This window comes from Streptosporangium sp. NPDC051023 (assembly GCF_040689595.1).
Classification (GTDB): domain Bacteria; phylum Actinomycetota; class Actinomycetes; order Streptosporangiales; family Streptosporangiaceae; genus Streptosporangium.
In genome coordinates this window covers 19,478-37,103 of sequence record NZ_JBFBCE010000057.1, presented here as the reverse complement: position 1 = coordinate 37,103, position 17,626 = coordinate 19,478, and the positions used below count along the sequence as shown (strand labels likewise).

17 protein-coding genes and 1 pseudogene are annotated in these 17,626 nt (G+C 69.4%); 6 read left to right on the top strand and 12 right to left on the bottom strand.

What is annotated here, in order from left to right:
* The first annotated feature begins 27 nt into the window (after positions 1–27).
* On the top strand, positions 28–255 hold the full coding sequence (locus AB0395_RS31005) for a hypothetical protein (RefSeq protein ID WP_366287192.1): 228 nt from the start codon (positions 28–30) through the stop codon (positions 253–255).
* A gap of 94 nt (positions 256–349) precedes the next feature.
* Here AB0395_RS31005 and AB0395_RS31000 read toward each other — a convergent pair whose 3' ends face one another.
* The 4 genes from AB0395_RS31000 to AB0395_RS30985 form a co-directional block, all read right to left on the bottom strand.
* The gene (locus AB0395_RS31000; protein ID WP_366287191.1) at positions 350–1,171 is read right to left on the bottom strand and encodes a Rieske (2Fe-2S) protein; all 822 of its coding nucleotides are present in this window, start codon (positions 1,169–1,171) and stop codon (positions 350–352) included.
* Positions 1,172–1,306: 135 nt separating this feature from the next.
* Positions 1,307–1,861: an HD domain-containing protein gene (locus tag AB0395_RS30995; RefSeq protein WP_366287231.1), complete on the bottom strand. Its 555-nt coding sequence runs from the start codon at positions 1,859–1,861 to the stop codon at positions 1,307–1,309.
* A 325-nt stretch (positions 1,862–2,186) separates the two neighbouring features.
* Positions 2,187–3,638: a catalase gene (locus AB0395_RS30990; RefSeq protein WP_366287189.1), complete on the bottom strand. Its 1,452-nt coding sequence runs from the start codon at positions 3,636–3,638 to the stop codon at positions 2,187–2,189.
* A 22-nt stretch (positions 3,639–3,660) separates the two neighbouring features.
* Positions 3,661–4,080: a Fur family transcriptional regulator gene (locus AB0395_RS30985; RefSeq protein ID WP_366287188.1), complete on the bottom strand. Its 420-nt coding sequence runs from the start codon at positions 4,078–4,080 to the stop codon at positions 3,661–3,663.
* A gap of 124 nt (positions 4,081–4,204) precedes the next feature.
* Here AB0395_RS30985 and AB0395_RS30980 point away from each other — a divergent pair, with 124 nt between their 5' ends.
* Both AB0395_RS30980 and AB0395_RS30975 read left to right on the top strand, forming a co-directional pair.
* Positions 4,205–5,308 (top strand): CapA family protein, encoded by a 1,104-nt coding sequence (locus AB0395_RS30980; RefSeq protein WP_366287186.1) that lies wholly within the window; start codon positions 4,205–4,207, stop codon positions 5,306–5,308.
* Between the two features lie 80 nt (positions 5,309–5,388).
* Positions 5,389–6,033, top strand: a complete 645-nt coding sequence (locus AB0395_RS30975; protein WP_366287184.1) for a TetR family transcriptional regulator — start codon at positions 5,389–5,391, stop codon at positions 6,031–6,033.
* On the opposite strand, the gene AB0395_RS30970 is transcribed toward AB0395_RS30975, so the two are convergent.
* Entirely contained in the window at positions 6,009–6,581 is a 573-nt protein-coding gene (locus tag AB0395_RS30970; RefSeq protein WP_366287182.1) for a hypothetical protein, read from the bottom strand. The genes AB0395_RS30975 and AB0395_RS30970 overlap by 25 nt on opposite strands.
* A 170-nt stretch (positions 6,582–6,751) precedes the next feature.
* On the opposite strand from AB0395_RS30970, the gene AB0395_RS30965 reads away from it, so the two are divergent.
* Positions 6,752–7,291 (top strand): hypothetical protein, encoded by a 540-nt coding sequence (locus AB0395_RS30965; protein ID WP_366287180.1) that lies wholly within the window; start codon positions 6,752–6,754, stop codon positions 7,289–7,291.
* Positions 7,292–7,449: 158 nt separating this feature from the next.
* Here AB0395_RS30965 and AB0395_RS30960 read toward each other — a convergent pair whose 3' ends face one another.
* From AB0395_RS30960 to dnaK, 6 genes and pseudogenes are all read right to left on the bottom strand, one after another.
* Positions 7,450–8,301, bottom strand: coding sequence for a hypothetical protein (locus AB0395_RS30960; protein ID WP_366287179.1), 852 nt, complete (start codon positions 8,299–8,301; stop codon positions 7,450–7,452).
* An 88-nt stretch (positions 8,302–8,389) separates the two neighbouring features.
* Entirely contained in the window at positions 8,390–10,975 is a 2,586-nt protein-coding gene (gene clpB, locus AB0395_RS30955) for an ATP-dependent chaperone ClpB (RefSeq protein WP_366287177.1), read from the bottom strand.
* Positions 10,976–11,129: 154 nt separating this feature from the next.
* Positions 11,130–11,405 (bottom strand): annotated as a pseudogene (locus tag AB0395_RS30950) (helix-turn-helix transcriptional regulator); the annotation flags it as partial.
* 3 nt (positions 11,406–11,408) lie between these two features.
* Complete coding sequence (dnaJ, locus tag AB0395_RS30945; protein WP_366287175.1) at positions 11,409–12,599, bottom strand: molecular chaperone DnaJ; 1,191 nt, start codon at positions 12,597–12,599, stop codon at positions 11,409–11,411.
* Positions 12,600–12,633: 34 nt separating this feature from the next.
* Complete coding sequence (gene grpE / locus AB0395_RS30940; protein WP_366287173.1) at positions 12,634–13,218, bottom strand: nucleotide exchange factor GrpE; 585 nt, start codon at positions 13,216–13,218, stop codon at positions 12,634–12,636.
* A gap of 28 nt (positions 13,219–13,246) precedes the next feature.
* The gene (gene dnaK / locus AB0395_RS30935; RefSeq protein ID WP_366287171.1) at positions 13,247–15,118 is read right to left on the bottom strand and encodes a molecular chaperone DnaK; all 1,872 of its coding nucleotides are present in this window, start codon (positions 15,116–15,118) and stop codon (positions 13,247–13,249) included.
* Positions 15,119–15,323: 205 nt separating this feature from the next.
* On the opposite strand from dnaK, the gene AB0395_RS30930 reads away from it, so the two are divergent.
* Positions 15,324–15,899 (top strand): RNA polymerase sigma factor, encoded by a 576-nt coding sequence (locus AB0395_RS30930; protein ID WP_366287169.1) that lies wholly within the window; start codon positions 15,324–15,326, stop codon positions 15,897–15,899.
* Positions 15,892–17,028, top strand: a complete 1,137-nt coding sequence (locus AB0395_RS30925) for a CU044_5270 family protein (protein WP_366287167.1) — start codon at positions 15,892–15,894, stop codon at positions 17,026–17,028. Before AB0395_RS30930 ends, AB0395_RS30925 begins: the two co-directional genes overlap by 8 nt.
* Positions 17,029–17,120: 92 nt before the next feature.
* Here AB0395_RS30925 and AB0395_RS30920 read toward each other — a convergent pair whose 3' ends face one another.
* Complete coding sequence (locus tag AB0395_RS30920) at positions 17,121–17,597, bottom strand: hypothetical protein (RefSeq protein ID WP_366287166.1); 477 nt, start codon at positions 17,595–17,597, stop codon at positions 17,121–17,123.
* Positions 17,598–17,626 lie beyond the last annotated feature (29 nt).

The window sequence follows — 17,626 nt, the reverse complement described above, 5'->3', positions numbered from 1 at the left end:
TCTCCCACTTTTGGGCATAAAGCAGACATGAAAGGCGACAGGGTAGAGATCGTCATCGACGCGGGTGACAGCTCGCGTACCTACGAAGTCGTCGCCACCAGGGCGGGCCGCCGGGTAGAGGTGGCGAACCGCCGCGGTGGCGTGGTCGAGGTGAGCGAGGTCACCCGGAGCGGTACGGCGGTGCGCACCGCTCGCTTCATGTCCAGCCGGATCCTCGCCCTGGTCGAGCACCCCGCGGACGGCAGGCCCGACTGAGCGGACCGGCCCGATCGGACCGATCGGGCCGATCGGGCCGGATCGGGCTGAGCCGACCGGGCCGGGTCCGGCCGGTCAGAGCGGGGCTGGCCGGTCAGAGCGGGGCCGGCCGGACCTGGAGCACGCCGTCGCGGCGGATCCGGGTCTCGAAGTACGGCTGCGGGGCCGTGGCGGGACCGTGCGCGACCGTGCCGTCCGTCAGCCGGAAGGCGCTGCCGTGCCACGGGCACACCACGCAGGTCGTGCCCTGGTCGGAGACCAGCTGTCCCTGGTGCAGCGGCCCGGCTAGATGGGAGCAGTGGTCGGCCAGCACGACGGCCCCCTCACCGATCCGCAGCACGAACAGGTCGATGTAGCCCAGCCGTCTGGCCACCGGGCGCCCCTCGGGTAGGTCCTTGAGCTCGCACAGGTCGTGCCAGCCCAGCGGGACCAGGTGGGTGACCGACTCGGCGTGGTTGGCCCCCGCGGCCTGCCGGTAGGCCAGGTGGCCCCCGAGATAGCCGCCCGCGCCCGCCGCGCCCAGGCCGGCGAACGACAGCAGCTTGCCGCGTCTGTCGTCCCCGGCGAGCCGCAGGGCCAGGGAACCGGCGTACAGTCCCAGAGCGGTGAGGTTGGCGATCGCGTGCACGAACCCGACTCGTTGCTGCTCCCGATGGAGCGCCGACCAGTCGGTGATCCCAGCCGCGGCCGCGGGAATCGCTCCCGCGATGCCCGTCGCGAGCACCGCGCGCGCCGCGCGGGGATCGGCGCCGGTCAGGTCGAGCACCGCGGTCGCCAGCCAGCAGCCCAGGCTGAGGTCGGTGAGCGGTGGGTGAAGTGGTTTGCCGGTCGGAACCCCGTGTAACACGTCGCGCAGCCATCCGGGGCCGATGCGCCGCCGTACGGCCTTGGCCAGCACCCGGATCGGTCTGTCCATCCTGTCCGATCGTTCGATCCGCCCTGCGACGTCGACCGGGGGTACGAGATGTCTGAAGCTACGGCGTTTCGTTTTGACTGTTTCCTTCACGATCGCCCCCTTCTCAACCCAGTAGGGACCTACCCGGGAACCATGTCATGCACGCGCTAGATGCCCCCGGCTGACGGAGAGCTCGATGATCTCTGTGGCATAGGAGCCGAGCGTCGGCGACCCCTCCTCGATGATCTTCACCTTCTCCAGGACCTGCTCGGCCGTCACCTTGTACAGCGACCAGGTGCCGCCCTCGTTGTGGTGGTTGGCCATGATTGGCGCGATCCTGTCGAGCGCCTTGGCGAACCGTGCCTCCGGGGTCTTGCGCTCCTCGAACTCGTCCCACAGTGCGCGGAGCCGTACCGCCTGGTCCTCGGGGAGCAACCCGAAGATCCGGTCGGCCGCCTTGCGCTCGATGCCGAGCTGCGCCTCGACGGCTCCCGCGTCGTAGATGAACGTGTCTCCGGCGTCGATCTCGACAATGTCGTGGACGAGCAGCATCGCGATGACCCTGTCCAGGTCGGTGCCCGGCGGGGCGTGCTCGGCCAGGATCATTGCCAGCATGCCCACGTACCACGAGTGCTCGGCATCGTTTTCCCGCCGGGACCCGTCCATGAGGGTGTTTCGGCGGACGACGCGTCTGAGTTTGTCGATCTCCATGGCGAAGGCGAGCTGGGTGTGCAGGCGGTCCTGTTCTGGAGGGGTGGTCACCTGCGCAAGCCTAATGCGCGCCGATCCTTGTTTTTCGAACAGTCAGGCAATGGTGCGGAACCGAGAGTTACGGGGACCCCGTTGAACACGGGTTTCCTCGGGGAAGGCCGGTCGCCGAATCGTTCGGCAGCGTGTCGCCGCCGCTTCCTTTCGGTGGCGTCCCGAGCTGCTGGAGGGCTCCCCGGAGAACCGGAAGGACCCGCGCGCACGCGCGCGGGCCCCACAGGAGGCTCACGGTCCGCCCCGGATCATCCGGCGTGGACCGCGAGGGTGCTCACTCGCTGACGCCGAGGCCCTGGGCGACGCCCTGGCCGAGGTCCTTGTGGATGTTGGTCCAGTACTCGACGACGCGCTTCTTCGTCTCCGCCGTCACCTCGGGGGCCGAGGCGTGGCCGACGATGTTGCTCACCAGGTGGGAGCGGTCGGTGTCGGACAGGACGTTCTCCCACAGGGCACGCGGCTGGACGTAGTCGTCGTCCTCGCTGTGCAGGGTGTAGGCGGAGCGGATGATCTCACCGCTCACGTGGTAGTCCTCGCCCTTGAACAGCGCCGGGTCGGCGACGGGGCCGCCGACGGTGTTCGGGGCGTAGACCGGGTCGGCGGGGTTGACGAAGGTCATCTGGCCGTCCTTGTTGTAGCTGTGGACGGGCGACAGCGGCCGGTTGATCGGCAGCTGCAGATAGTTGGTGCCGATGCGGTAGCGGTGGGCGTCGGGGTAGGAGAACAGACGGCCCTGGAGCATCTTGTCCGGGGACGGCCCGATGCCGGGCACCAGGTTGGCGGGTTCGAAGCCCGACTGCTCGACCTCGGCGAAGTAGTTCTCCGGGTTCCGGTTCAGGACGAACTTGCCGATCGTGATCTCGGGGTAGTCGGCGTGCGGCCACACCTTGGTCAGGTCGAACGGGTTGAACCGGTAGTCAGCGGCGTCCTCGAACGGCATGACCTGCACGTTCACCGTCCAGGACGGGTGGTCGCCGTTCTTGATCGCGGTGTGCAGGTCACGGATGTGGTAGTCGGCGTCCTGCGCGGCGAGCGCGCCCGCCTCGGCGTCGGTGAGGTTCTTGATGCCCTGGTCGGTCTTGAAGTGGTACTTGATCCAGAACTTCTCGCCCGCCGCGTTGTACCACAGGAAGGTGTGCGAGCCGAAGCCGTGCACGTGGCGCCAGGACGCCGGGGTGCCGCGGTCGGTCATCAGGAAGGTGACCTGGTGGGCGGTCTCGGGTGAGAGCGTCCAGAAGTCCCACTGCATGTTGTGGTCGCGCAGGTTGGTGTCCGCGCGGCGCTTCTGGCTGTGGATGAAGTCGGAGAACTTCTGCGGGTCGCGAATAAAGAAGATCGGCGTGTTGTTGCCGACGATGTCGTAGTTGCCCTCTTCGGTGTAGAACTTGATCGCGAACCCGCGCGGGTCACGCCCGGTGTCGGCGCTGCCGAGCTCACCGGCGACCGAGGAGAAGCGCAGGAAGAGCGGGGTCTCCTTGCCCTTCTGGAACAGGCCCGCCTTGGTGAACTGGCTGACGTCCTCGGTGATCTGGAGGATGCCGTGCGCGCCGCCGCCCTTGGCATGGACCACGCGCTCGGGCACCCGCTCCCGGTTGAAGTGGGCCATCTTCTGGATCAGGTAGTGGTCCTGCAACAGCAGGGGCCCGTTCGCTCCGATCGACTGGGAGTGCTCGTCACTGGGGGCGGGAATTCCGGCGTCGGTCGTGGTGGTGGGCCTGGTGCTCATGATCGGTCCTCCGGGGTTCTCTTCATCGAGCGTCTTCGGAACGACAGTCGGGACACACGCCCCAGTAGATGACGTCCGCCTCGTCGACCAGATATCCGGCGTCGGAGACGGGGTCGAGGCACGGAGCGTGTCCAACGGCGCAGTCAACGTCGGTGACCCGCCCGCACTGTCTGCAGACGAGGTGGTGATGGTTGTCACCGACCCGCGTCTCGTATCGGGCCGGGCTGCCCGCGGGTTCGATCCGCCGTAGCAGCCCGCCTCGATGCAGCGCGTGCAGGGAGTCATAGACGGCTTGCAGGGAGACCTGACCGACCCGCCTCCGCACGCCACGGTGGACGGCGTCCACGTCCAGGTGGTCGCCTTCCCGCACGGTCTGCATGATCGCCAGTCGTGCCGCGGTCACCCGCAGTCCTGCCTGGCGGAGCCGGTCCTCGTCCTCCATGGGCCCACGCTATGCACTAAACCGGAATGATTCAAGTATTTGAGTCATTCAAACTTGATGGAATCGGTTCTTCACGGCCTGGTTGTTCCACACATCGCGGGTGGGGTGGCATCCTCGGATAGCGATGGACACGTATATCCCCCGCCGCCTCGTCGTGGCCGCGGCCGTCGCCGCCTCCGCCCTTTTCGGCACGGCCTGCTCGGCGGCCGAGTCCGCGACCCCCACGGCCACGTCGGACGTCGTCGAGAAGCCGACCACCCCAACCTCCGCCGAGCCGACGCCTGAGCGTGAGCGCCTGCCGTACACCATCTCCTTCGGGGGCGACGTGCACTTCGAGGGGGTGCTGCGCAACAGGCTCAACGCCGACCCGAAGACCGCGCTCGGCCCGATCGCCAAGGTGCTCGGCGCCTCCGACCTCGCGATGGTGAACCTGGAGACCGCGATCACCACCGGCGGCACCCCCGCCCCCGGCAAGCAGTTCACCTTCCGCGCCCCCGCGACCGCGCTCACCGCGCTCAAGGCGGCCGGGGTCGACGTCGCGTCCATGGCGAACAACCACGGCATGGACTACATGCAGGGAGGACTCGCCGACTCCCTGGCCGCGATCAAGCGCTCGAAGTTCCCCGTCGTGGGCATCGGCGGGAACGAGGACGAGGCCTACAAGCCGTGGCGGACGACGGTGAACGGCAACCGCGTCGCCATCATCGGCGCCACCCAGGTGCTCGACGCCGAGTTCATCCAGGCGTGGACCGCGACAGACCGGCAGGGCGGGCTCGCCTCCGCGAAGAACGAGGCGCGGTTGCTGCAGGAGGTGCGCAAGGCGCGTAAGAACTCCGACACCGTGATCGTCCACCTGCACTGGGGTACCGAGCTGCAGAAATGCCCGAACGAGGCCCAGCGTGCCCTGGCGCCCAAGCTGATCGCGGCGGGCGCGGACGTCGTCGTCGGCGGCCACGCGCACATCCTGCTCGGCAGCGGCTACCTCAGGAACGGCTACGTCAACTACGGCATGGGCAACTTCGCCTTCTACAACTGGGGCCCGGACACCGGCAGGACCGGCGTGCTCACCCTGACGATCAACGGGCGCAAGGTGCTCAAGGACCGCTGGACCCCGGCCACCATCCAGGGCGGCGTGCCGGTTCCGGTCGCCGCGGCGGGCAGGCAGCAGGCCGTGGCCAACTGGAAGGCGCTGCGTGGCTGCGCGGGCCTGGCCGCGACCCCGAGTTGACGGGGACGCGCGGGCGGGAAAATCACACGATTGGCAGAGAGGGACTGACCGGGAGGGGGTCGGGCGGGCAAGATGGTGGGGTGACCTTGCCTGCTGAGGAGCCGTGCGAAGCCCCGCTGCGGCGTCAGCCGACCCAGCGACGCAGCGCGCGCCGCGTCGAGAGGATGCTTGACGCCTGTGCCGACCTACTGGACGAGATCGGCTACGAGGCGTTGTCCACCACCAGGATCGCCGAACGCGCGGGTGTCGCGATCGGCTCGATCTACCAGTTCTTCCCCGACAAACGGGCCATCACCCAGGCGGTGACCAGACGCCACGTGGAGCAGTTCGTCTCCCGGGTCGGACGGCGCTTCCTGTCAGAGGACTACGGGGGCTGGTGGGACGCGGTCGACGCGATCATCGACGAGTACGTCGACATGCACAGGACCGTTCCAGGTTTCCGCGTCCTGCACTTCGGCGACGTCGTCGGCCTCAACCTGCTCGACGGGGTCTCCGACAACAACGCGGTGATCGCGGGCAGACTGCGCGGGCTCCTGCTTCAGGAGTACGGCCTGGCGGACAGCGAGGAGCTCGACCTGGCCATCCTCGTCGCGGTCGAGGCCGGAGACGCGGTGCTCAAACTGGCCTTCCGTCGTGACCCCGAGGGCGCGCCCGAGATCGTGGCCGAGGCGAAGCGCTTGGTCCGGGGTTACCTGAGCCGTCAGTTCACGGGAGCCTCCGCCTGAGAGGGGTCGGAGACCTCCCCGTCGGTCGTGGAGCCCTCATCGGTCGGCGAGGAGGAAGGGGAGGGGGTCTCGGAGGCCGTCTCGCACTCGGAGGCACCCGCCTGCTCCCGGTTCTCCCTGTGCCTGCGCCTGTGCTCGTGGTCGGAGTTCTGCGACTGCCTCCCGGCCTCCTCCTGGCCCGCGGCGACCCCGGCTCCCTCGGAGGCGGGTCTGCGCGCCCCGGACCCGCTCCTGGGAAGGCTCTCGGGGGCCTCGGAGGCACGGGCCAGCGCGGCGGCCCTTGGCTCTCTCCGGTCCCCCTGCCGGGACCGCGGCGTCATGTCGCAGAGAACCGTGCCCGGTACGGCGACCGTCTCGTTCCGATCTCCGTCCGCTTCTCGGGCCGGTGCGGTGAGCTGCTCCTGCCGTATCCGGCTCTCCAGGGAGACGAGTTCGCGGTGCGCCCGCTCGACGGCGTCCATCCTCGCGGAGAGGTAACCGGCGCACCCCGGAACGATCACCGAAAGTCCCGCGAGGAAGGTCAGAGTGAAGGTCGTCTGCTTGGACATGCCCATCGCAGCCCCTCCAAACATAACGCTCCACGAGGCAGGAGACGCCTGCCATATGCCCGCTTTCCTGGCGAAACACGCGGATGGTAGTCAATCGTTTACAAGTGGTTGTGGAAGGAATACCTGCCGTTGTGCGGACGAAACCGAGCGGCGCTCGCTACTCTCGCGATGTGGCGCATGTGACACGTGAGCAACTGGATCGGTTGCTTGAGCAGGCACTTCTGGCCGACGATCACGAGGCCCTCGCCCGGCGGCTGGAAGCGCTGGTCGGGGCTTACGTGTCAGGAGACATCTCGCGGGCCGCGATTCTCGTGCTCGCCGCGGAGGAGTGGCGGCAGGCGGGACAGCCCGCCCACGCCCTTGACTGCTTTCAGCGGGCGGTTGACGACGGCGGGGAGGTGAGCGTCGATCCGAGGGCGGGGATCGCCGACACCCTCTTCGAGCTCGAACAGCCGGACGAGGCACGGCAGGTCATCGAGGCGATCAGGACCGACGACGAGGTGACCGCGGCGACCGCCCTCACGGTCGCCGAGACCCTCGTCGCCTATGGGGACCTGCGGCAGGCGCACCTATGGGCCACCGAGGGGGCTCACAGGGCGGTGCGGGACAGCGGGGAGCACACGGCGCTGCTCCGTGCCCGCTATCGGATCAGAGTGGACCTGGGGCTTCCCGAGGACGAGCTCGACGCCCTGCTCGACGTGTCGCGCTGACGGTCTCGGCGACCCGCCCTGCGTGTCGCTCCCGAGGTGCCCGAAGATCCGTTCGACGTGTCCTGACGGTCGGTGTCCGCGTCCGGTGTGCCACGGCGGTCCGTGCCCGGTGTGTCGCGCCGGAGGTAGCGGCCGTGGTTCTGGGCACGGCCCAGGGGTCAGTGCCGGTCGAGTCCGAGATCCTGGACCAGCGTCCCGGCGCCGGGAAGCCCGGAGGCCCCTTTCTCCCCGATCACCCGGGCGACACCGGAGGACGGAGCCTTGTGCCCGCCCCCGGCCGCGGGGGCGCCAGGCCCGACCGGGGCGGGGAGGCCGTCCGTCACGGTCTTCACCAGGCCGGAGCGCGGCAGCACCGGCGCGGTGCCGTCCGGCCACGCGTCCGCCGGGTCGGTGAGGCCCGGCGTCGAGGGCACCGCGGAGACGGGGATCCTGGTGAACCCACTCGTGGCGTCCTGGAGGCCGTGGAGATCGGCGGTGAGGGGCAGACCCGGCGCGTCCGGCATGTCGGTCAGGACGCCGACCCAGGCGAGCCTGGGAGAGGCCGGGGCGCCGAGCGGCATCGCGGTTACGCCGGTGCCCGCGGCGACACCGGCGGTGTCGGCGAGGCTGGTTACCGCGGAGGCCCGGGAGAGCCCGGGCAGGCCCGCGGTCCGCGCGAGCCTGTCCGGCCCGTCGAGGGCTGTCACGCCCTTGTCCGGTCCGTCGATGGCCGTCGTGAGCGTGCCCGGCCCGTCGAGGGGCGCCGCGCCCCTGTCCCGCCCGTCGAGGGCTGTCGCGAGCCTGTTCGGTCCGTCGAGGGCCGCCGCGATCCCGGCGGCGCCGGTCCTGTCGCAGACGGTCACCGTGGACCCCGGGGCCGTCACCATGTCCCGCCCCTGACAGGACGTGGCCGCCTCCGCCGGGACCGGAGCGGTCAGCGGCAGGCCGAGACCGGCCGCGATCCCGGTGGCGAGGGCAGTGGTGAGCGCCGCCGTGAGGATTCCTCGGACGTTCCGTGACGCGTTCGACATGCACGTCCCCCTGTTGCGTTTGGTGGTCGGAAGACTGCCGAACGTAACAGGGGGAGTCGGGTGAGGGGCGCGCTTGACCGGATGCTGGTCAATTCCTTACCGCAGGGCCGATCGCCAGCGTGTCGCTCGTCTCGTCGAGGTCGACCAGGACCTCGTCGCCGTCCTGGACCTCACCGGAGAGCACCTCCTTGGCCAGCTTGTCGCCGATCGCCGACTGGACCAGACGGCGCAGCGGGCGCGCGCCGTACAGGGGGTCGTAACCGGTCAGCGCCAGCCAGTCGCGCGCCGCCGGGGTCACCGTCAGCGTCAGCCTCCGGTCGGCCAGGCGCTTGGCGAGGTGCGCCACCTGCAGGTCCACGATCCTGGACAGTTCCTCGGTGCCGAGCGCGTCGAACAGGATCACCTCGTCGAGGCGGTTGAGGAACTCCGGCTTGAAGGAGCCCCTGACCGCGTCCATCACGGCCTTGCGCTGGGTCTCCCTGTCCAGGCTCGGGTCCACGAGGAACTGCGAGCCGATGTTGGAGGTGAGGATCAGGATCACGTTGCGGAAGTCGACGGTCCTGCCCTGCCCGTCGGTGAGCCGCCCGTCGTCGAGCACCTGGAGCAGGACGTCGAAGACCTCCGGATGGGCCTTCTCGACCTCGTCGAGCAGCACCACGCCGTACGGCCTGCGCCGCACCGCCTCGGTGAGCTGGCCGCCCTCCTCGTAACCGACGTATCCGGGCGGGGCGCCCACGAGGCGCGCGACGCTGTGCTTCTCGCCGTACTCGCTCATGTCGATGCGGACCATGGCCCGCTCGTCGTCGAACAGGAAGTCGGCCAGCGACTTGGCCAGCTCGGTCTTGCCGACGCCGGTCGGGCCGAGGAACAGGAAGCTGCCGGTCGGCCGGTCGGGGTCGGAGATGCCCGCGCGTGCCCGCCGTACGGCGTCGGAGACGGCCTGGACGGCCGGTTTCTGGCCGATCAGACGCCTGCCGAGCTCGTCCTCCATGCGCAGCAGCTTCGAGCTCTCGCCTTCGAGCAGGCGGCCCGCGGGGATGCCCGTCCACGAGGAGATGACCTGGGCGATGTCGTCCGGGCCGACCTCCTCCTTGACCATCGGGTCCTCGGGCTGGGAGGCCGCGGTCGCCGCGGCCAGCTCGGCCTCGAGCCTGGGCGCCTCGGCGTACATCAGCCGGGACGCGGCCTCGAAGTCGCCGTCGCGCTGCGCCCGCTCTGCGGCGCCGCGCACCTCGTCGAGCTGCTTCTTCAGGTCGCCGACCCGGTTGAGCCCGGCCTTCTCCCGCTCCCAGCGTCCGACGAGGCCGTTGAGCTCCTCCTGCCGGTCGGCGAGCTCCCTGCGCAGCCGCTCAAGGCGCTGGAGGCTGCTCTCGTCGGTCTCCTTGGCGAGCGCCAGCTCCTCCATCTTCATCCGGTCCACGTTCCGCTGGAGCTGGTCGATCTCAACGGGGCGGGAGTCGATCTCCATGCGCAGCCGGGACGCGGCCTCGTCGACGAGGTCGATCGCCTTGTCCGGCAGGAACCTGGAGGTGATGTAGCGGTCGGAGAGCGCGGCGGCGGAGACGAGCGCGCCGTCGGAGATCTGGACCTGGTGGTGCGCCTCGTAACGGCCCTTGAGACCACGCAGGATCGCGATGGTGTCCTCGACCGTCGGCTCACCCACGTAGACCTGCTGGAAACGTCGCTCAAGCGCGGGGTCCTTCTCGATCCGCTCGCGGTACTCGTCGAGGGTCGTCGCGCCGATCATCCGCAGCTCGCCCCTGGCCAGCATGGGCTTGAGCATGTTGCCCGCGTCCATCGCGCCCTCGCCCGCGCCCGCGCCGACCATGGTGTGCAGCTCGTCGATGAAGGTGACGACCTGCCCGTCGCTCTCCTTGATCTCACTGAGCACGGCCTTGAGCCGCTCCTCGAACTCGCCGCGGTACTTCGCCCCCGCGACCATCGCCCCCAGGTCCAATGCGACCAGGCGTTTGTCGCGCAGGCTCGAGGGCACGTCGCCCGCGACGATCCGCTGGGCCAGCCCCTCGACGACGGCGGTCTTGCCGACGCCGGGCTCACCGATGAGCACCGGGTTGTTCTTGGTCCTGCGGCTGAGCACCTGGATCACCCTGCGGATCTCCGAGTCACGGCCGATCACCGGGTCCAGCTTGCCCGCCCTGGCCCGCTCGGTCAGGTCGACGCCGTACTTCTCCAGAGCCTGGTAGGTGTCCTCCGGCGTCTCGCTGGTCACCCTGGCGTGCCCGCGTACCTTCTCGAAGGCGTCCAGCAGGGCGTTCGGGGTCGCGCCGCTCGCCTTGAGCAGCCCGGCGACCGGGCCGCCGTCCGCGGCGAGACCGACCAGGAGGTGCTCGGTCGAGACGTACAGGTCCTCCAGCTGGGTCGCCCGCTGGGCCGCCGTGTTCAGCACCGTGAGGAGCTGTCGCGAGCTCGCGGGGGCGCTGACCGTCGACCCCTGCGCCTTCGGCAGGGCCGCGAGCTGCGTCTCCACCTCGGTGCGCAGCTGCCGCCAGTCGGCGCCGACGGCTTCGAGCAGGGGTACGGCGGTGCCCCCGGTCTGGGCGAGCAGCGAGGTGAACAGATGGGCCGGGGCGACCTCGGGGTTGCCCTCCGCGGAGGCGCGCCTGATCGCGGAGGAGAGGGCCTCCTGGCTCTTCTTGGTGAGCTTGTATTCCATGCTGATCTGCCTTGCTCCGTTCGGCGGCTGTGGCACCGGTGACCGGCGCCGTGTGATCCCCCCGGCCTTCGAGATGGAGTGGTCAGGCGGGCGGCAGTTGGTACTGGATCAGCGCGCGGATCATGGCCATCTCGGCGCGCAGGCGGTGGTTCTCGTCACGCAGGCGCAGGGCCTCGGTCTCCAGCGTCAGGATCCGCTTGATGCCCGCGAGGTTGATGCCCTCCTCCTGGGAGAGGCGCTGCACCTCGCGGAGCATCACGATGTCGCGGGTTGAGTACAGGCGCCCGCGCCCCGCCGTACGGCCTGGGCTGACCAGGCCGAGACGGTCGTACTGGCGCAGGGTCTGGGGGTGCAGGCCCGATAACTGGGCCGCCACCGAGATCACGTATACGGGAGTGTCGTCCGACAGATCGAAGTAGTTGGCGTCCATGGGCTACTCACTTCTGGCCAGTTCGATGAGCTCGGCCCTCGGGTCACCACCCGTGGTGGCGTCGCGGAACTCCTCCAGGGCTCCTCGCGCCTTGTCCTCGAGTTGCTGGGGGACGAGAACCTCGACCGTGGCGAGCAGGTCGCCCTTCGTGCCGTCCTTGCGGGCGACGCCCCTGCCCCGCACTCTGAAGGTGCGGCCGTTCGGGGTGCCCTCGGGAATGCGCAGCGTGACCGGCAGTCCCTTGAGGATCGGCACCTTGATCTCGGCGCCGAGCGCGGCCTCGGTGAAGGTGACGGGCACGGTGATCGTCAGGTTCTCGCCGGTCCTGCCGAAGACAGGGTGCGGCTTGACGTGGATCTGGACGTACAGGTCACCCGCGGGGCCGCCGTTCTCGCCGGGCGCGCCCTTGGCCTTGATCTTGATGCGCTGGCCGTCGCCGACTCCGGCCGGGATGCGTGCCTGGATCGTGCGGGTGCTCTTGCCCCGCCCGCTCCCCTCGCACACCGGGCACGGGTCGTCGACCAGCAGGCCCCTGCCCTTGCAGTCGCGGCACGGCTCGGAGAAGGCGAAGTTGCCCAGGTTCCGGCTGGCCGCGCCGGTTCCCTCACAGGTCGGGCAGACCCGCGGGGTCGTTCCGGCCTTGGCTCCCGTGCCCGTGCACGCCGTACAGGCGGAGGAACTGGTCAGGCGGAGCGAGACCGTGCTGCCCTCGACGGCCTCGCCGAAGGAGAGGGTGACCTCTGTCTCCACGTCCTGGCCGCGCCGCGCCCTGGTGGTCGCCCCCCCGGTGCGGGGCGTGCCACCGCCCCGGTTGAAGATGCCACCGAAGATGTCGCCGATGCCCCCGCCGCCCGTGCCGCCCTGCTGGTGGGTGCCTCCGAACAGGTCTCCCAGGTCGAAAGGGAACCCACCCCCGCGAGAAGCCCCCCCGGCTCCCGCGTAACCGCCGAGCCCCGATCCGAACAGCGTCCGCGCCTCGTCGTACTCCTTGCGGCGCTTGGTGTCGGACAGGACGTCGTAGGCCTCCGAGACCTCCTTGAACTTGGCCTCGGTCTCGGTGCTGCCCTGGTTGGCGTCCGGGTGGTACTGCCTGGCCAGCTTCCGGTACGCCTTCTTGATCTCTTCGGCGGTGGCGGTCTTGGGCACACCAAGGACGGCGTAGTAGTCCTTCTCCAGGTAGTCCTTGGTGCTCATCTCAGTTCCTTTTCAGATCTCAGATATGGGGGATTCAGCTGTCGCTCGCGACAGGTTCTTCTTCGGGCTCGGCCACCGCGACCCGCGCCGGGCGAAGCACACGCTCGCCGATTCGGTACCCGGGCTGCAGGATCTCCACGCAGGTCGGCTCGGTGACGTCGGGGGAGTAGCTGTGCAGCAGGGCCTCGTGCACCGTCGGGTCGAAGGGCTCGCCCTTCGTGCCGAAGGTGCTCAGTCCCAGCTTCCCCGTCGCCGCCTCCAGCGACTCGCTCACCTTGGCGAAGCCGCCGGTGAGCTCGCCGTGGTCGCGGGCCCTGCCGATGTCGTCGAGGACCGGCAGCAGCTCGGCCAGCACGCCGGCCACTGCCTGCTCCTTGACCGCGGCCCTGTCACGATCGACCCGCTTGCGGTAGTTGGAGTACTCCGCCTGGAGACGCTGCAGGTCAGCGGTCCGCTCGGCGAGCTGGGTCGCCAGCTCGACCGAGGCCAGGTCAGAGGCGGGAGCGGGCTGGTCGGCCTGCTCCTTGCCCGTCTCACGTGCCTGCCCCGTCTCCGGGTCGATCTTGCGGTTGTCGCGGATCACCGGCTCCTGCTCGGAACCGTTCTCACGCGTGTTCACGCTTGTGCTCCCCTCGGCTTTCTCGCCGTCACTTCGCGCCGTTCTCGCGCTTCGGCTCGTCGTCCACGATCTCGGCCTCGACCACATCGTCGTCGGCCTTCTGGCCCTCGGCGTTCTCCGCGCCCGGAGCGCCGCCCTGGGCCTCCGCGCCCTGCGACTGGGCGTAGATGGCCGAGCCCATCTTCTGGCTGACCGTGGCGAGCTTCTCCGCGGAGGTGCGGATCGCGGCCGAGTCGGTGCCCTCGAGCGTCTTCTTCAGCTCGGCGAGCGACTCGTTGACCTCGGCCTTGATGTCGTCCGGGACCTTCTCGGCGTTCTCGCCGAGGAACTTCTCGGTCTGGTAGACGAGCGAGTCGGCGTTGTTGCGCGTCTCGGCGTCCTCGCGGCGCTTCTTGTCCTCCTCGGCGTAGGACTCGGCCTCGCGCATCATGCGCTCGATGTCGTCCTTCGGCAGCGCCGAGCCGCCGGTGATCGTCATCGTCTGCTCCTTGCCGGTACCGAGGTCCTTGGCGGAGACGTTGACGATGCCGTTGGCGTCGATGTCGAAGGTGACCTCGATCTGCGGGATGCCGCGCGGCGCGGGGGCGATGCCGGTCAGCTCGAAGGTGGCCAGCTTCTTGTTGTAGGCCGCGATCTCGCGCTCACCCTGGTAGACCTGGATCTGCACCGACGGCTGGTTGTCCTCGGCCGTGGTGAAGACCTCGGAGCGCTTGGTCGGGATCGTGGTGTTGCGCTCGATGATCTTGGTGAAGATGCCGCCCTTGGTCTCGATGCCCAGCGACAGCGGGGTCACGTCGAGCAGCAGGACGTCCTTGACCTCACCCTTGAGCACACCGGCCTGCAGGGCGGCGCCGATGGCCACGACCTCGTCCGGGTTGACGCCCTTGTTGGGCTCCTTGCCGCCGGTCAGCTCCTTGACGAGCTCGGCGACGGCGGGCATGCGGGTCGAGCCGCCGACGAGCACCACGTGGGCGATGTCGGAGACCTTGATGCCTGCGTCCTTGACGACCTGGTTGAACGGGCCCTTGCACCGCTCGAGCAGGTCGGAGGTGATCCGCTGGAACTCGGCGCGGGTGAGCTTCTCCTCCAGGTGGAGGGGGCCCTCGGCGGAGGCGGTGATGTAGGGGAGGTTGATCGAGGTCTCCGACTGGCTGGAGAGCTCGATCTTGGCCTTCTCCGCGGCCTCACGCAGGCGCTGGAGGGCCATCTTGTCCTTGGTCAGGTCGACGCCGTGGGCGTTCTTGAACCTGTTGGCCAGCTCGTCGACGACGCGCTGGTCCCAGTCGTCACCACCGAGGTGGTTGTCGCCGCTGGTGGCCTTGACCTCGACGAAGCCGTGGCCGTCCTCCTGGCCGACGTCGAGCAGGGACACGTCGAAGGTGCCGCCGCCGAGGTCGAAGACGAGGATGGTCTCGTCCTTCTCCTTGTCGAGGCCGTAGGCGAGCGCGGCCGCGGTCGGCTCGTTGATGATGCGCAGCACGTTGAGGCCGGCGATGGTGCCCGCCTCCTGGGTCGCCTGGCGCTGGGCGTCGTTGAAGTAGGCGGGAACGGTGATCACCGCGTCGGTGATCTTCTCGCCAAGGTAGGCCTCGGCGTCCTGCTTGAGCTTCTGCAGGACGAAGGCGCTGATCTGCTGCGGGGAGAACTTCTTGCCGTCGATCTCGACGGACCAGTTGGTGCCCATCTCCCGCTTGACCGAGCGGATGGTCCGGTCGACGTTGGTGACGGCCTGCCGCTTGGCGACCTCGCCGACGAGGACCTCGCCGTTCTTCGCGAAGGCGACCACGGACGGCGTGGTCCGCGAGCCCTGAGCGTTGGCGATGACCGTGGGCTCACCGCCCTCGAGGATCGAGACGACGGAGTTGGTCGTCCCCAGGTCGATACCTACCGCACGTGCCATGAGTACGTCCTTGTAGTCAAAGTTGAGTGGGTCAGACTCATAGTGGAGCTTCGTGTGACGTTTGTCAAACGACTTGAGTCTATGCCGCTCAACCCTGGAGGGCGTGAAAGCATTCCCGCCTTCCGGGAAACAAGGGGCGTTCCGTGTCCCCTAACGAAGGAACGCGTGTGATCGATCCTGTTGATCTCGGGTCGCGGGCCGAGACGTGATCGGCTCTCCCGGCCTCAGCCCGCACGCCGGAACCGGTGAGTGGTCGCCGCGCGATGATTTCGACCGGGTGTTCGACGCCCACTTCGCCGAGATCCATCGCTACATCGCCCGGCGCCTGGACACCCACGCGGCCGACGACCTCGCGGCGGAGACCTTCCTCATGGCCTTCCGCGACCGGCATCGCTTCGACGCCGCGCGGGGCGCCGTCCGTCCCTGGCTGTACGGCATAGCCACCAACCTGCTGGCCAGGCACCGGCGAGAGGAGGTGCGCCGCTGGAAGGCGCTCAGCCGTACCGGCACCCGTGACGAGGAGAGCCACGAGGACGCCGTGGCGGCCAGGGTCACCGCGGGGCGGGTGACCGGCAGGCTCGCGGGGGCGCTTGCCGGTCTGGCCAAGCGGGACCGCGACGTGGTGCTGCTCCTGGCGCTCGGCGGCCTGGCACACGCCGAGGTGGCCGAGGCGCTCGGCATCCCCTACGGAACCGTGGCCTCCCGGCTGAACCGGGCCCGCAAACAGCTACGCAAGGCACTGGGCGACGTCAACCCGCTGGAGGAGGCCCACGATGGATGAGATCACCCTGCTGGCGTCCTGCCTGCCCGACGCGCCGCCCCCCGCTCCCGAGGTCGTGGCCCGGGCCAGGGCGCGCCTGAAAGGCCCCGGGCCCCGTACGGCCCGGGCCGGATCGCGGCGGTGGACGCCGGTCGCCGGGCTGGCCACCGCAACCGCGACCGTCGCGGTCGCCGTGGCGGTCACGGTCGTCGTGGCCGGCCTGGGCGACGCAGCCCCCCCGACCGTGGCTGTCCCGGCGAAGAACGGGCAGATTCTCCTGAACATCGCGGACAGGGTGGAGAAGGCGCCTGTGGAGACCGGCGCCTACTGGCGGCGCCGTTCCGTCATCGGGTCCATCACGTCGGTGGACGCCGCCTCCGACGGCATCGGGATCAGGACCGACGAGATCACGCTCTGGGCGCCGCGCGAGTCCGACGACCCCGTTCTCGTCACCTCCAAGATGCTAAGAGGCCGCTTCCTGGCCCTGCCACGCGGGACGGAGCGCAAGCCGTGGAACCCGGCTGAGAAGTACGACTACAAGCTGGGTGAGGCATTGAACAACACGTGCCGCTACTCATGGAAGGTCGAACCCAAGGGAGTCTTGTACGACCGCAGGGCGGCCGATCTGACCTTCGCCGATCTGGAGGCGCTGCCGACTGACCCGGCGGCGCTGCTCGAACGGCTGAAGATCCTGTGGGCCGACCAGAGCGAGACGTTTCCCGCGTCCGGAAGCACAGCCCGGAGAGGACTGCCCAGGGACACGGAGAAGGAGAAGTATCTGAGCTTCGCCGCGGTCTCGCTGCTGAACCTTCCCAGTCCCCCCGCCCTGCGGGCCGCGGCGCTCCGGATCCTCGCCGACCGTCCGGGTACGGAGGTGGTCGGGGAGGTCGTCGACGCGCTCGGCCGTACCGAGGTGGCGGTGAGGGTCAACGCGGACGAGCCTTCCGACGCCGGGATCCCCGCCGCCTACCAGGTCATGGTCGATCCCCGGACGGGAGAGCTGGCAGGTGACCGGAGCGTCGCGGTGACGGACCGCGGCGGCCTGCCCCGGGGCACCGTGCTCAACTACACGGCCTACGCCGAACAGGGCTGGACCGGTGAACGGCCCGCGCGCCCCCGGGGGTGTGAGCGGGTCGCCTCCATCCCCTGAGGCCAGACCCTCTCTCCCACGGTGAGCGGCGTCCCCGGAGGGGCGGGCTTTTCGACAGGCCCGTCTCTCCGGGGCCGGCAGGCTTCCCAGGATCAGGGCTTGGCGCCGTCGACGACCTTGCGGTGGCCGAGGGGGGCCTTGAGCTTGACGATCGTCGACTTCTTGATGGCGATGTCGATGCAGGCCACATTCTGGGCCTTGCTGCTCTGGCCCTCCCAGAGGGTGACGGTCACCCGCTTGGCCGTCTGCTTGACGGTCACCCGGTCGAGCACGTAGCAGGGCTCGACCCCGGACCACCAGACGATCCGCAGGCTCCTGCGGTCCTTCGACGGTTCGGCGGACAGCCAGGTCACCTTGTGGGGGTTCTCGGTGTGGCCCTCGGGCCTGACCGGCTTGGGCACGTCCTTGCCGGTCGGCTCGACCCGGGGCGCGACGGTGTGGCTCACGAGTTGGGAGGGGACGGTGACGCCGGCGACACCTCCCACGGCACCGGGGACGGTGGCGCTGTGTTCGGTGCCACAGCCGGCGGCCAGCAGCAGACTTCCCGCCAGAACGGGGATCGCGATCATACGCATACCCTGTTAACGGCTCGCGCCCC

Excerpts from the sequence above, each read along its gene's own strand:
- dnaK (WP_366287171.1), bottom strand. The coding sequence starts at position 15,118 with ATGGCACGTGCGGTAGGTATCGACCTGGGGACGACCAACTCCGTCGTC.
- dnaJ (WP_366287175.1), bottom strand. The coding sequence starts at position 12,599 with ATGAGCACCAAGGACTACCTGGAGAAGGACTACTACGCCGTCCTTGGT.
- AB0395_RS30990 (WP_366287189.1), bottom strand. The coding sequence starts at position 3,638 with ATGAGCACCAGGCCCACCACCACGACCGACGCCGGAATTCCCGCCCCC.
- AB0395_RS30925 (WP_366287167.1), top strand. The coding sequence starts at position 15,892 with ATGGATGAGATCACCCTGCTGGCGTCCTGCCTGCCCGACGCGCCGCCC.
- AB0395_RS31000 (WP_366287191.1), bottom strand. The coding sequence starts at position 1,171 with ATGGACAGACCGATCCGGGTGCTGGCCAAGGCCGTACGGCGGCGCATC.
- AB0395_RS30985 (WP_366287188.1), bottom strand. The coding sequence starts at position 4,080 with ATGGAGGACGAGGACCGGCTCCGCCAGGCAGGACTGCGGGTGACCGCG.
- AB0395_RS30970 (WP_366287182.1), bottom strand. The coding sequence starts at position 6,581 with ATGTCCAAGCAGACGACCTTCACTCTGACCTTCCTCGCGGGACTTTCG.
- AB0395_RS30920 (WP_366287166.1), bottom strand. The coding sequence starts at position 17,597 with ATGATCGCGATCCCCGTTCTGGCGGGAAGTCTGCTGCTGGCCGCCGGC.
- AB0395_RS31005 (WP_366287192.1), top strand. The coding sequence starts at position 28 with ATGAAAGGCGACAGGGTAGAGATCGTCATCGACGCGGGTGACAGCTCG.
- clpB (WP_366287177.1), bottom strand. The coding sequence starts at position 10,975 with ATGGAATACAAGCTCACCAAGAAGAGCCAGGAGGCCCTCTCCTCCGCG.
- AB0395_RS30980 (WP_366287186.1), top strand. The coding sequence starts at position 4,205 with ATGGACACGTATATCCCCCGCCGCCTCGTCGTGGCCGCGGCCGTCGCC.
- AB0395_RS30995 (WP_366287231.1), bottom strand. The coding sequence starts at position 1,861 with ATGGAGATCGACAAACTCAGACGCGTCGTCCGCCGAAACACCCTCATG.
- AB0395_RS30960 (WP_366287179.1), bottom strand. The coding sequence starts at position 8,301 with ATGTCGAACGCGTCACGGAACGTCCGAGGAATCCTCACGGCGGCGCTC.